The organism is Streptomyces sp. NPDC002776 (assembly GCF_053592195.1).
Genome location: NZ_JBSFVG010000004.1, coordinates 83,621 through 96,468, shown reverse-complemented (window position 1 = coordinate 96,468; position 12,848 = coordinate 83,621). Strand labels below are relative to the sequence as shown.

Sequence of the window (12,848 nt, the reverse complement as noted above, 5' to 3'; positions counted from 1 at the left end):
GGGTCGGGCTACGTATGACAACCGGGCCACCCTACCGGCGCGCGGGTCGGGTCAACGTGCCGACGACGCCCGGCGACCGGCGGGTGGGACCCACATCACAACTGCCGCAGCCGCCCCGCGATCACCGCGATGTCACTCTCCGCTCCGGAGGCGACATCGATGACCAGGTCGTACGCGGTGTCCTGGTCGCAGGCGGAGAGATCGACCCCGTTGACGGCGAGGAAGGTCGCGGCGGCGAGCCAGGCGGTGCGCTTGTTGCCGTCGACGAGGGGGTGGTTCGTGGCGAGGGCGTGCAGGAGCGCGGCGGCCTGCTCGAACAGGTCGACGTAGGCCTCCGTGCCGAACATCCGGGCGCGCGGCCGGCGCACGGCGGAGGCGAACAGCCCGGCGTCCCGCGCCTCTGGGGCCCGCCCGCCGAAGGCGATCCGGGCGATGGCCTCGACCTCCGCGACGGTGAGGTGTCTGGTCATTCGCCGAGCCTGCGCAGCAGATCCGCGTGGGCCCGCGCCAGCGACTCGGCGGCGCCCCGCACCGGCGCGGCCTCCTGCGCCACCCGCTGCGCCACGGCGTCCAGCGCGATGTCCTCCGGGCGGCGGCCGGTGGCGTCGGCGAGGTCGTCGAGCTCGTGACGGAGGGTGGACGGGAGGCGAAGGATCAGCTGGTGCATGACGGGAAGCTACCGCTCCCGATCACTGGGCCACGACGGATTTACGGCTCACCCCGCCGCCCAGCCGTGTCGTCACCCACACTCCCGCCAGCGCCACCGCCGCCATCGGAAGGAACACCGCGGCGAAGGCCGCCGGGGGCGAACCGGAGGCCGCGGCGACCGTGTGGCCCGCCGTGCCGCCACCGAGGGCGGCGAAGGCGGCGCCGCCCACGCAGAGCAGGACGACGTTGGACAGGGCGTCGGAGATCTGCAGGGAGGCGGAGTTGGTGCCGGCCTCCTCGGGCGCGGAGAGCTTCAGCAGCAGCACGCTGGCGGAGGAGATCACCAGGCCCATCCCGAAGCAGCCGAAGGCCCAGACGACGGCCAGGGTCCACACGGGCACGGCGTCGATCAGCACGCTCGGCGCGGCGGCGATGGCAAGCGCCACCAGCACCATCCCGAACGTGGTCAGCCGCTCCCGGTACGGCTCCAGGCGCGACCGGGACTGCACCCAGGAGCCCGCCGCCCAGGTCCCGCCGCCGGCCGCGAGGGAGAACCCGGCCAGGGTCGGGGAGAGCCCCCGCTGGGTGACCAGCATCAGCGGTACGAACGACTCGGCGGCGATGAAGGAGCCCGAGGCGACCCCGCGCAACAGCACCACGGCCGGCAGACCCCGGGCGGCGCGGTAGGTGCCGCGCGGGAGGAGGCCCAGGACGGCCGGGACGAGCAGGGCGGCGCCCACCAGGCCGGGCAGCGCGGAGAGCGGGCGCAGGTCCTGGGCGGCGTACTGGAGGAGGCCCGCGCCGAGGGCGATCTGGAGGGCGAGCCGGATGCGGCGGCGGTCGAAGGAGGGGTCCATGCCGGGCACCGGCCCCGAGGCCCGGCGCCTTATCTGCGGCAGGGCGAGGGCGAGCGGGAACACGACGAGCACCGGGATGCCGAGGAACACCCACCGCCACCCGAGCCGCTCGGTCACCACGCCGGAGGCCAGCGGCCCGACGATCGACGGCACGACCCAGCTCGCCGCGAAGGCGGCCACGATGGCGGGCCGCAACCGGTCGGGATAGGCCCGGCCGATCACCACGTACAGCCCGACGATGACCAGCCCGCCACCGAGCCCCTGCACGGCCCGCCCGAGCACGAACGCCCACATCGCGGTGGCCGTCCCGGCCAGCAGCAACCCGGCGGCGAGCACCCCGATCCCGGCGGTCACCGGCCCCAGCGGCCCCCGCCGGTCCGCCCACTGCCCGGCCAGCACCATCCCGAACAGGGAGGTGGTGAAGAACCCGGAGAAGGCGAACGCGTACAACGCCACGCCGTCCAGCTCCCGGGCCGCGACCGGCATGGCCGTCCCCACGGCCGTCGCCTCGAACGCGATCAGCAGCACCACGGACACGATCCCGATGCTGAGCGACCGGTAGGACCGGCTCAGCACGGTGTCGACTGCTTCGGCATCGTCGGATGTCTTCAGGACATCGGTGTCACGCGGATCGAGGGCGGCCATGCCCGCCAGTGTGCTGCCCCGGCCCGCCCCTGCCCCCTGCCGGAAGTCCCCCCGCCCCTCAGACCTTGGTCGTACGACCCCCGGTTCGTGCCCCGTGCAGCAGCCAGAGGGTGAAGGCGAGGGTGGAGATGTCCGCGTCGAGGGGGTGGGGGATCTCGGCGGGGGTCCAGAGCAGGAGGGTGCCGGAGTCGCCGTCCAGGAGGAGGCGGTGGGGGTGGTCGAGGTGGCCGAGGAGTATCAGGCGGTTCGCCTCCGCGGGGAGGTCCGGGGCGGGCTCGTGCGCGTAGGCCTCCGTCAGGGTGGGCAGCACCAGGTCCGGGTCCAGGCGGAACAGGACGTGTTCCTCCGGCAGGCCCGTCTCGCGCAGGAAGCGGCGGGTCGGTTCATGGGTGAGCGCCGCCGGGAAGTCGACGTCCTCGAAGCGCATCACCCCGGCCCGGCCGAACTCCTCGGCGAGCAGCCGCGGCGGGACCGAGACCGCGAGTCCGGCAGCCGCCCGCCCGGCCGGTTCCGGGCCCGCGACCAGCGCCAGGGTGCTGATCAGACGCCCGCCCAGCAGCAGCGGATCCGGCCTGGTGATCGTCGCGTTCATGGTGTCCCCCCGTACGTGTCCCAACCCCTCGGAACACTACGCGGCACCACTGACAACGCCCGCCCGACGGCTCACGCGCCGCCCGTCACCACCGCCGCCTGGGGGCGGATCGGCAGCCGGTTCACGGGGCGGCCCGTCGCGGCGCGCACCGCCGAGGCGATGGCCGCGGGCGACGCGACCACCGGCACCGCGCTGACCGCCTTCGCGCCGAACGGCGCCACCACGTCCCGTTCCTCCACCAGCTTCACGATCTTGATGTCCGGCGCGTCCAGGGCCGTCGGCAGGGCGTACCCCGTCAGGTCCGGGTGCCGGATCGAGCCGCGGGCGGTGCGCAGGTTCTCGGTGAGCGCGATTCCGACGCCCTGCGTGACGCCCGCCTCGATCCGGGCCACCAGCTGGGCCGGGTTGAGGATCCGGCCGACGTCCTGGGCGAGCGCCAGCTCCACCACGCGCACCGACCCGAGTTCGATGTCGACGTCCACGACCGCGCGGATCGCGCAGAACGCCATGCCCACGAAGGCGTCGCCCTGTCCCGACTCGTCCAGCGGCTCGGTGGGATGCGGACGGCACTGCGCGGTCGCCCACAGCTCCTTGCCGTCCATCGCCTCGGCCACGGTGGTCGACAGGACACCGTCGTACGAGGTGATCTTGCCGTCGGTGATCTGGAGGAGCTCGGTGGACATGCCGAACTTGTGCGCCAGGGGCTGGAGCAGCTGGGTGCGGACCATCTTCGCCGCGCGCTCCACCGCGCCGCCCGACACCCAGGTGTGGCGTCCGCGGCAGCCCGCGCCGGCCGGGGGCTGATCGGTGTCGACCGGGGCCACATGGACCTCGTCGATGCCGAGGGTGTCCTGGACGATCTGCCGGGCCAGCGTGGTGAAGCCCTGCCCGGTCTCGACCGCCGCGCACAGCACCGTGGCGACCCCGTCGTGGACCTTGACCGTGGCCGTGGAGACCTCGTCGGCGCCCTCCGCGCCCAGCATGTGCACCATGCCGAGCCCGTAGCCCACGCCCCGGCGCACCGCGCCCGGTTCACCGGCGCCCTCGGGTCCGCCGGGCAGCAGCCACTCGTCCTCGGGGGTGTCCTTGGGCAGCGGGGGAAGCGGGAAGTCGCGTACCGCCTGGAGGAGTTCGGCGACCGGCGCGGGGCAGGTCACCGTCTGTCCGGTGGGCAGGACGTCACCGGTGGCGAGGGCGTTGCGCAGGCGCAGCTCCGCCGGGTCGACGCCGAGCTTCTTGGCCAGCTTGTCCATCTGCGCCTCGTAGGCGGCGGCCACCTGCATGGCGCCCTCGCCGCGGACGTGGCCGGAGGGCGGGTTGTTGGTGCGTACCGCCCAGCCCTCGATGAAGGCGTTGGGGACGACGTAGGGCCCGCAGGCGAAGGCCACCGCGGCCGCGAGCGCCTCCGAGGAGGTGTCCGCGTACGCGCCCGCGTCCAGCAGGATCTGCGCCTCGACCTTCACCAGCGTGCCCTCGGCATCCGCGTGATGGCGGTATCTGAGCAGCGTGGGATGCCGGTGGACGTGGCCGAGGAAGGACTCCTCGCGGGTGGCGGTCAGCTTCACCGGGCAGCCGGTGCGCAGCGCCAGCAGGCCGAGCGGGAGCTGGAAGCCCTGGTCCTCGCGGTCGGCGGTGGCGCCGGGGACGCCGGTGACCACGACCTTGACCTGCTCCGGCGCCAGTCCGTAGCAGGCGGCGGCGGTGTCGCGGTCGGTGTGCGGGTCGGTGGAGGCCAGGTACAGCTCCACCCCGCCGTCCGGACGGGGCACCGCGAGGCCCGCCTCGGCGCCGATGGGCGCCGGGTCCTGGCGGCCGATGCGGTAGAGGCCCTCGACGACGATCTCGCCGGCCGCGTCGGGGTCGCCGTGGCGCAGCGGGATGTGCCGGATCAGGTTGCCGTCGGGGTGCAGCGGTTCGGCCTCGAAGGCGTGCTCGGGGTCGGTGACCGGGTCGAGCACTTCGTACTCGACGATGACGGCCGCCGCGGCCATGCGCGCGGTGTCGGGGTGGTCGGCGGCGACGGCGGCGATGGGCTCGCCGTGGTGGCGGACCACCTCGGAGGCGAAGACCGGGCGGTCGGCCTTGCCGCGGCCGTGCACCGGGGTGCCGGGGACGTCCTCGTGGGTGACGACGGCGTGCACGCCGGGCATCTCGCGCGCGTGGGTGGTGTCGATCGACAGGATGCGCGCGTGCGCGTGCGGGGAGCGCAGCACGGCCGCCCACAGCAGGCCCTCGGCCCACAGGTCGGCCGCGTAGGGGAAGGTGCCCTCGGTCTTGGCCCGGGCGTCGGCGGACGGCAGGGAGGCGCCGAGGCCGTGCGGGATCGGTTCGGGGGCGGGGGCTGTCTCCGCGGGGGTGGGCGCGGTGGCGGCTTCGTTGCTCACGCCTGGCCTCCGTCCTGTCCGTACGCCTGGTCATGCGGTGCCTGGCGGGGCTCGAAGGCCGACGGATGCACCCCGCCGCCCCCGGGGCCCGCCTGGTGCGGGATGCGTGCCTCGTCGGAGTCGCCGTCGCCGGCGCTGTGCGCCTCGCGTTCGGCGACGACCTCCTTGACCGCGTCGACGACGCCCCGGTAGCCGGAGCAGCGGCACAGGTTGCCGCAGAGCGCCTGGCGGGTCTCCAGCTCGGTCGGGGCGGGGTTGCCCTCCAGCAGGTCGTGCACGGTCATCGCCATGCCGGGCACGCAGAAGCCGCACTGCACGGCGCCGCACCGGGCGAGCGCGCGCTGCACGTCGGAGGGCTGTCCGTCGGCGGCGAGCCCTTCGACGGTGCGGACCTCGCTGCCGGCGGCGGTCACGGCGGGCACCAGGCAGGAGGCGACGAGCCGTCCGTCGACCTGGACGTTGCAGGCCCCGCACTCGCCCTGCGAGCAGCCGTCCTTGGCACCCGCGAGCCCGAGCCGCTCGCGCAGCACGTACAGCAGCGACTCGCCGATCCAGGCGTCGGTGACGGGCCGGTCGGCGCCGTTCACCCGCAGCACGTAGGAGGCGAGGGGGTGTTCCTCACCGGGCAGCGAGGACTCGGAGGACGCGGACGGCTCTACGGCGCTCTCGGCGGCGTTCCCGGCTCCCCCGGGCTCCTGGGCCTCCTCGTCGGCCCCGTCGGCCTCACGGGCCTCTGGAGCGTCCTGTGAGGCCCGCTGAGACTCCTCGGGGGCGTCGGGCGCGGGCTGTTCGGGTTCGGCCGTCCCGGCGTCGGCGGGCACGTGCGCGTGCGGGGCGTGCGGCTCGGCGGTGTGCTCGGCCGGTTCGGGCGGGCGCGGCCCCCACGGCTCGCCGATCGCCTCGGTCGCCCAGGGCGCGGCCGCGCCGCCGGGGAGGGTGGCCGGCGGGGTGCCGCCCCACTGCTCGACCAGCGCGGAGGTGGTGAACTCGCCTGATTCGTCCGGAAGGTCGCCGCCCGCGACGGGGATCGACCACTGGCCGGTGACGTCATGGCCGGGCGCGCTCCCGGCGGCCGGGGCGTCCTCGAAGGTCCACTGCCCGGTGGCGCCGGGGTTGTACGTGAACCGGTCGTTCCCGGCCTCCTCGGTGCCCGCGTTCGCGTCGGGCCACTGGACGCCGCCCGGGGGCATCGTCCAGCTCCCGGTGGCCGCGGGGTCGGTGCCCGCGGTGGTGGCGGGCGTGACCGTGATGGGCGGCGGCACATAGCCGTGGCCGGGGGCGGCCAGCGGGCTGTCGGCGGAGGCCGGCAGGGCGTCGACGCCGCCCTCGGGCAACTCCACGAAGGCGGTGGCCCCGTCGTCGTAGTCGCCCTGCGGCAGCGGGTCCCAGCGGCCCGCGCCCTGCCGGGCGCCCTCTCCGTGCCGGTCGTCGGTCACGACAGCGCCCTCCCCAGTGCTCGTCGGGCCAGCGCGGCGACGGTGCGCCGCAAGTGCAGTACGGCGGGCGGCAGCGGCTCCACGGAGCCGTCCTCGGCCGGTCCCGGCTCGGGGATGCAGGCCGCGGCGACGTACTCGCCGAAGGCGGCCAGCGCCTCCGGCAGGATCGCGCGGTCGTTGTCCCAGTCGATCAGCTGCGCGACCCACTGCTCGGCCTCCAGGGGCCGCAGCGGCATCGGCGCTATGGCGCCCACGGCGCACCGCACACCCCGCCGGGCGGGGTCGAGGACCAGGGCCACGGAGGCGAGGGCGCGCCCGGGTCCGGTGCGGCCGGTCGCCTTGAGGAAGACCTGGGGGGCGTGCAGCAGCGGCACGCGCACGTAGCCGATGAGTTCGCCAGCCCGCAGCATCTCCATGCCGGCCAGCAGATGCGACACCGGGATCTCCCGGCGGGCCCCGCCCGGACCGGCGATGATCAGCGTCGCCTCCAGGGCGGCCAGCACCGGCAGCGCGTCGCCGGTGGGGGCGGCGGTGGCGATGTTGCCGCCCAGGGTGCCGGCGTTGCGGATCTGCGGCGGGCCCGCGGCGCGCGCGGACGCGGCGAGCGCCGGGATGAGGGCGGCGAAGTCGGGGCGGCCCATGCGGGCGTGGGTGAGCCCGGCGCCGAGCAGGGCGTGGCCGTCCTGGTACTGCCAGCCGCGGATCTCGCTGATCTTGCCGAGGCCGACCAGCGCGGCGGGTCTGAGCTGCCCGGAGTTGACCGAGGTCATCAGATCGGTGCCGCCGGCCACGGGAACGGCGGCCGGCACGGCGGCGAGCGCCGCCACGGCCTCGTCCAGTGTCGTGGGCAGCGTGACGGCCTGCCCCGCCTGCGGTGCGTGCGTGGTCAAACCGGCTGCCCCTTCCCGCTGCCCCACCTGGTCCCACCTGTTGCTGCCGTACGGTACGTGCTGACAGGGCGGACGTGGCAACTCTGGCACATCTTCGCGGGGCCCGAACGCGGGGGTCCGCTAGGAGGCATTCGCCCACTTCACCGGGGAGATGGTCCGTTTTCTTCCGGTATTTCCGGTGCGTGCGAATTGCCTCTCTTCGGTGACCCTGCCGCGGTTTCTCCCCTACTTGTCGGGGGGCGGCCCGTCGAGCGGGCGGCCGAGCACTCCGGGTCGCCGCTGCCACGGACGCGGCCCGGTGGGCGGGCGGTAGGCGACACCCAGGGCGTCGAGGCGGGCGTAATGGGCCGTCATCCGCCGCTCGAAGTCGGCGAAGTCCCGCTCGTCCGGGGCGGGCAGGCGGCTCCACGCCACCTCGGCGAAGGCCGCGAGTCGGGGAAACGCCTGGTAGTCCACGCGCGCGGAATCCTCCATCACCTCGGTCCACACATTGGCCTGCGTCCCGAGCACATGCCGGGCCTCCCGCTCGGTCAGGGCGTCCGGAACGGGCTCGAACCGGTAGACGTCCTCCAGGGTGCGGACGTAGCCGATGGGCACCGGCTCGTCCTCGCCCGCGTCCTGGCGGTGGTCCAAGTACACGTACTGCTCCGGGCACATGACGACGTCGTGTCCCGCGCGCGCGGCGGCGATTCCGCCCTCGTAGCCGCGCCACGACGAGACGGCGGCGCCCTTGGCGAGGCCGCCCTCCAGGATCTCGTCCCAGCCGATGAGCCTGCGCCCGCGCGCGGAGAGCCAGGTGTCGAAGTGCCCGATGAACCACGCCTGGAGGCCGTCCTCGCCGGCGAGTCCGAGTTCCGCGATACGGGCCTGGGCGGCCGGTGACCGCCGCCACTGGTCCTTCAGGCATTCGTCGCCGCCGACATGGATGAACTCCGAGGGGAACAGCTCCAGGAGTTCCTCGAACACCCCCTCGTAGAAGCGCAGGGTGTTGTCAGTGGGGGCGAGTACGTTGGCGGTGATTCCCCAGGTGTCCCAGACCGTCAGGGAGGCGGTGTCGATGACGTCGGTGTTGCCGAGTTCCGGATACGCGGCGATGGCGGCCTGCGAGTGGCCGGGCACGTCGATTTCGGGGACGACGGTGATATGCCGCTCGGCGGCGTAGGCGACGATCTCGCGGATGTCGTCCTGGGTGTAGTAGCCCCCGTGCGGCTTCTCCTCCCACAGCGGGGAGGCGCGGTGGCCGAATTTCGTACGGGCCCGCCAGGAGCCGACCTCGGTGAGCCGGGGGTACTTCCTGATCTCGACGCGCCAGCCCTGGTCGTCGGTCAAGTGGAAGTGGAGGACGTTGAGTTTGTGCGCGGCCATCAGGTCGAGGTAGCGCAGGACCCCGTCCTTGGGCATGAAGTGCCGGGCCACGTCGAGCATGAGGCCGCGCCAGCCGAAGCGGGGTGAGTCCTGGACGTGGAGCAGGGGCACCTTCCATCGCCGTCCGGGCAGCGGGGCGCGCCGGAAGGCGTCCGGGCCGAGCAACTGCCGTAGCGTCTGGGCGCCCCAGAAGAGACCCGCGGGGCCGCCGCCCACCACGTGCACCCCCTGGGGCAGGACGTCGACGCGGTAGCCCTCCTCCCCGAGGTCCTTGGTGACCATCGGGTGGATGGACAGGCGGATGACGTCGTCCTCGTCCGCCCTCCCGGGTGCCAGCGGCAGGCCGCAGGCCGCGCCCAGCGTGGCGCGCAGCCAGCGTTCCGTCCGTTCCGTGCCCTCTCCCGCGGACATCCTCGTCGCGGGGCCCAACTCGTAGAAGTGCGCACCACAGGTCGTCACATCACGCGGCACCGGAATCAGTTCAGTCACGTCAGTCCTTTACCGCTCCGCCCAGCCCCGAGACCAGCCGTCGCTGTACGAGTACGAAGAACACCAGCACCGGAATCGTCATCACCGTCGACGCGGCCATCACGCCGCCCCAGTCCGGCTCGTCCGGCTTGTAGAAGACCAGCAGGGCCATCGGCAGCGTCGACTGCGAGGTGTCGCTGATGATGAACGACTTGGCGAACAGGAAGTCGTTCCAGGCCGAGATGAAGGAAAACACGCTCGTGGCCACCAGCCCCGGCAGTACGAGCGGGAAAAGGATCTGCCACAGAAAGCGCGCCCGGCTCGCCCCGTCGAGGTACGCGGCCTCCTCCAGGGACTCCGGGACCGCTTTCACGAAACCCCGCAGCATCCAGATCGCGAACGGCAGCGAGAAGGCGATGTGCGGCAGGATCAGCGAGCCCAGCGTGTTCAGCTGACCGGCGTCCCGCATGAGGAAGAACAACGGGATGGTGAGGGCCTCCACGGGCACCGTCTGGGCCACCAGAAACATGATCAGCAAGGTGGTCCGGAAGCGGAACCGGAATCGGGTCACGGCGGTCGCCGCGAGAAACGCGATCAGTGCCGAGGCGATCACCACGGCCCCCGCCACGACAAGGCTGTTGAGGAAGTAGCGGCCGAATTCCTGCTGTTCGAACACGCGCCGGAAGGAATCCAGTGAGGGCGCCGTCGTCCAGGGCCGCGCCTCGGTCGACTCGATCTCACCGGCCGGTTTGAAGGCGCTGAGCACCATCCAGTACAGCGGGAAGGCGACGACCGCCGCGACCAGCAGGGCGGTCGCTTCGGCGGCGAACCGCCACGGCCGGGCCACAAGGCCCCGAGGAAGTTTCACAGCTCCTCCCCCTGCCGGCGCAGCAGCCGCAGGTACCCCAGGGTCACGGCGAGCAGGATCAGCAGCATCACGACCCCGATCGCCGAGCCGAGGCCGTACTGCGAGGACGCGAACGCCTGCTGGTACGCGTACACGTTGAGCACCAGGTTCTGGCCCGCGATGCCGCCGCCGTTGGTCATGACGTAGATCTGCGTGAAGACCTTGAAGTCCCAGATGACCGACTGGACGGTGACGACGACCAGGATCGGGCGCAGGATCGGCGTGAGCACGGACCGCCAGATCCGCCACTGCGAGGCGCCGTCCAGGGCGGCGGCCTCCAGCACTTCGGCCGGTACGGCGCGGATGCCGGCGTAGACCGTGACCATCACGAACGGGAAGGAGCACCAGACCACTTCGAGCAGGACCAGGAAGAAGGCGCTGTACCGCCCGTACGTCCATGAGTGGTCGCCGAGGCCCAACAGGCGGTTCACCGGGCCGGATTCGGCGTCGAAGAGGAACAGCCAGACCGTGGAGCCGGTGACGGCGGGGGTGGCCCAGGCCCCCAGCGCCGCGAGCATCAGGGCGAGCCGGGGCACGGCACGCACCCGGGTGAGCAGGACCGCCAGCGCGCACCCGACGGCCAGCGTCGACACGACGCACGCCGCCGCGAACACCACGGTCGCCAGCAGCACCTCCCAGAACCGGGAGTCCCCGAACAGCTCGGCGTAGTTCCCGAACCCTTCGAAGGTGGTCGGCTCTCCCCCGCTGACCTGGGCCTGCGTGTAGTGGAAGAGGGAGATGAGCCCGAGCTGGTAGATGGGGTAGGCGAGCAGGCCGCCGAGGACGACGAGCGCGGGGGCGAGGTAGAGCCAGGGGGTCCAGGTGGCACGGTGGGTCATGGAGGTCACCCGACGGAACCGAACGCGTCGTTCATCTTCCGCGCCGCGTCCGCCGAGGCCTCGGCCACCGACTTCTTGCCGCTCACGATCTCCTGGAACATCGTCGGCAGGACGAGCGAGGAGTCGATCTGCGACCAGGCCGGCGACGCCGGGACGAACTTCGCGCCGGCGCCCAGGGTCTCGACGAACGGCTTCACGAACGGCTCCTTCGCCGCCGCCCGCTGCCGTACGTCGGAGAAGGTCGGCAGGAAGCCCATCGCGTCGAACATGGCCGCCTGCGTCCGCTTGGACGCGAGCCGCTTCATCAGGTCGACCGCGAGGGTGCGGTGCGCGGTGCTCTTCAGTACGCCGATGTTGTTGCCGCCCGCGAAGGCGGGAGCGATGGAGCCCGCCTCCGCTCCCGGCAGCGGCACGACCGCGTACTTGCCCTTGACCTTCCCCGCCTCCACGGCCGCATGGCTGAAGTCCCCGCCGATCGCCATCCCCGCCTTGCCGGAGGCGAACGCGGTCACCGTGTCGTTGCCGCCCATGCCGGCGCAGGTCGAGGCGGGGCAGTTGTCGTCGCCGAAGAGGGAGGTGTACGCCTTGATGCCCTTCCGCGCGGCCGGGCTGTCGATGGCGGAGGCGTACGAGCCGCCCTTGCCCGTGGCGAGGTCGCCGCCGTGGGCCCAGACGAACGGCATCGCGCCGTAGGTGTAGGCGCCGCCGACCGCGAGCCCGTACATCCCGGGCTCGGCGGCCCGGATCTCCTTCGCGGTGGAGACCAGTTCGGCCTGGGTCCGCGGTACGTCGAGCCCGAGCTCGTCGAAGACGTCCGTGCGGTAGTACAGCGCCCGTACGCCGACGAAGAAGGGCGCGCCGTACACCTTGCCGTCCACGGTGACCGACTGTTTCGCCGTGGGGTCGGTGTCCTCGGCCTCCGCCCAGGCGCCGAACTCCCCGGTGACGTCGAGGAGTCCGCCGTCCCGTACATAGCCGGCGGTGTCGGTGTTGCCGTACTCGATGACGTCGGGCGCGCTGGCGGGGTCATTGAAGGCGGCCTTGATGCGCTGGGCGCGGGTCTCGACGGGGATGTACTCGACGGTGACGTCGGTGCCCTCGTGGGCCTTCTCGAAGGCGGCGAGGACGGAGTCGACGACCTTCTCCTTCGGCTTGTTGCCGACCTCCTGGAAGAGCCAGACCCGGAGCGTGCCGGTCTTCTCGTCCTTGTCGGAGGAGGAGTTGTCGGACGTCTGGGGAGCGCAGGCGGTGGCGGCCATGACGGCGAGGAGCACGGCCAGACGGGCGGGGAGCTTCATGGAGCAACCTCCGGGGTGTTGCAACATATGCAATGGCTGTTTTGCTCTGCACAACAACATCCGGAGGTTATGGACTACCCGAACAGGTCCACAAGAGGTCTCAACCACTTCGTGACAACGCGAAGGCCCCCGCGACGCGCCTCAGCGCGCCCCGGGGGCCTTCGAACGTCGGACGACCGCAGGGCCGGACGACGGGCGGTCTACTTCTTGTCGCCGCCCTTGCCCTTGCCCTTGTCGTCGCCGCCGGCGCCCATGGACTCGTAGATCTCCTTGCACATGGGGCACACGGGGTACTTCTTCGGGTCGCGGCCGGGCACCCAGACCTTGCCGCACAGCGCCACGACGGGCGTCCCGTCGAGGGCGCTCGCCATGATCTTGTCCTTCTGGACGTAGTGGGCGAAGCGCTCGTGGTCACCGTCGCCGTGGGACACCTGCGGCGTCGGCTCTACGAGGGTCCCCGTACCAGTCCCGCGCTGCGGCTGCGGCTGGGTCTCAGGCTCAAGAGTGCTCATAACAACC

The 12,848-nt window shown here is 72.6% G+C and carries 12 protein-coding genes; all 12 read right to left on the bottom strand.

The features are described 5' to 3' along the window. Positions 1-95 precede the first annotated feature (95 nt). Positions 96-470 carry a type II toxin-antitoxin system death-on-curing family toxin gene (locus ACWD11_RS10275; RefSeq protein ID WP_451282405.1) on the bottom strand — a complete coding sequence of 125 codons (375 nt, stop codon included), beginning with the start codon at positions 468-470 and terminating at the stop codon, positions 96-98. Next, positions 467-667, bottom strand: a complete 201-nt coding sequence (locus tag ACWD11_RS10270; protein WP_389415722.1) for a hypothetical protein — start codon at positions 665-667, stop codon at positions 467-469. Before ACWD11_RS10270 ends, ACWD11_RS10275 begins: the two co-directional genes overlap by 4 nt. Before the next feature lie 22 nt (positions 668-689). Continuing rightward, positions 690-2,150, bottom strand: coding sequence for an MFS transporter (locus ACWD11_RS10265; RefSeq protein WP_389415721.1), 1,461 nt, complete (start codon positions 2,148-2,150; stop codon positions 690-692). A 58-nt stretch (positions 2,151-2,208) separates the two neighbouring features. Further along, positions 2,209-2,742, bottom strand: coding sequence for an SUKH-4 family immunity protein (locus tag ACWD11_RS10260; RefSeq protein ID WP_389415720.1), 534 nt, complete (start codon positions 2,740-2,742; stop codon positions 2,209-2,211). Between the two features lie 71 nt (positions 2,743-2,813). Then, positions 2,814-5,126 (bottom strand): xanthine dehydrogenase family protein molybdopterin-binding subunit, encoded by a 2,313-nt coding sequence (locus ACWD11_RS10255; protein WP_389415719.1) that lies wholly within the window; start codon positions 5,124-5,126, stop codon positions 2,814-2,816. Next, positions 5,123-6,562 (bottom strand): 2Fe-2S iron-sulfur cluster-binding protein, encoded by a 1,440-nt coding sequence (locus tag ACWD11_RS10250; RefSeq protein WP_389415718.1) that lies wholly within the window; start codon positions 6,560-6,562, stop codon positions 5,123-5,125. Before ACWD11_RS10250 ends, ACWD11_RS10255 begins: the two co-directional genes overlap by 4 nt. Continuing rightward, a complete protein-coding gene (locus ACWD11_RS10245; RefSeq protein ID WP_389415717.1) occupies positions 6,559-7,452 on the bottom strand; it encodes an FAD binding domain-containing protein in 894 nt (297 codons plus the stop codon). The genes ACWD11_RS10250 and ACWD11_RS10245 overlap by 4 nt, the downstream gene beginning before the upstream one ends. A 225-nt stretch (positions 7,453-7,677) precedes the next feature. Beyond that, complete coding sequence (locus tag ACWD11_RS10240) at positions 7,678-9,306, bottom strand: beta-N-acetylhexosaminidase (protein WP_451282402.1); 1,629 nt, start codon at positions 9,304-9,306, stop codon at positions 7,678-7,680. A 1-nt stretch (position 9,307) separates the two neighbouring features. After that, complete coding sequence (locus tag ACWD11_RS10235; RefSeq protein WP_389415715.1) at positions 9,308-10,153, bottom strand: carbohydrate ABC transporter permease; 846 nt, start codon at positions 10,151-10,153, stop codon at positions 9,308-9,310. After that, a complete protein-coding gene (locus ACWD11_RS10230; protein WP_389415714.1) occupies positions 10,150-11,031 on the bottom strand; it encodes a carbohydrate ABC transporter permease in 882 nt (293 codons plus the stop codon). Before ACWD11_RS10230 ends, ACWD11_RS10235 begins: the two co-directional genes overlap by 4 nt. Before the next feature lie 5 nt (positions 11,032-11,036). Beyond that, positions 11,037-12,329: an extracellular solute-binding protein gene (locus ACWD11_RS10225; RefSeq protein WP_451282399.1), complete on the bottom strand. Its 1,293-nt coding sequence runs from the start codon at positions 12,327-12,329 to the stop codon at positions 11,037-11,039. Positions 12,330-12,529: 200 nt separating this feature from the next. Continuing rightward, positions 12,530-12,841: a DUF3039 domain-containing protein gene (locus tag ACWD11_RS10220; protein WP_389415712.1), complete on the bottom strand. Its 312-nt coding sequence runs from the start codon at positions 12,839-12,841 to the stop codon at positions 12,530-12,532. Positions 12,842-12,848: the final 7 nt, after the last annotated feature.

What these genes read in the sequence shown, in the direction of transcription:
- ACWD11_RS10275 (WP_451282405.1), bottom strand. Translation starts at nt 470, where the DNA reads ATGACCAGACACCTCACCGTCGCGGAGGTCGAGGCCATCGCCCGGATC.
- ACWD11_RS10220 (WP_389415712.1), bottom strand. Translation starts at nt 12,841, where the DNA reads ATGAGCACTCTTGAGCCTGAGACCCAGCCGCAGCCGCAGCGCGGGACT.
- ACWD11_RS10270 (WP_389415722.1), bottom strand. Translation starts at nt 667, where the DNA reads ATGCACCAGCTGATCCTTCGCCTCCCGTCCACCCTCCGTCACGAGCTC.
- ACWD11_RS10260 (WP_389415720.1), bottom strand. Translation starts at nt 2,742, where the DNA reads ATGAACGCGACGATCACCAGGCCGGATCCGCTGCTGCTGGGCGGGCGT.
- ACWD11_RS10230 (WP_389415714.1), bottom strand. Translation starts at nt 11,031, where the DNA reads ATGACCCACCGTGCCACCTGGACCCCCTGGCTCTACCTCGCCCCCGCG.
- ACWD11_RS10225 (WP_451282399.1), bottom strand. Translation starts at nt 12,329, where the DNA reads ATGAAGCTCCCCGCCCGTCTGGCCGTGCTCCTCGCCGTCATGGCCGCC.
- ACWD11_RS10265 (WP_389415721.1), bottom strand. Translation starts at nt 2,150, where the DNA reads ATGGCCGCCCTCGATCCGCGTGACACCGATGTCCTGAAGACATCCGAC.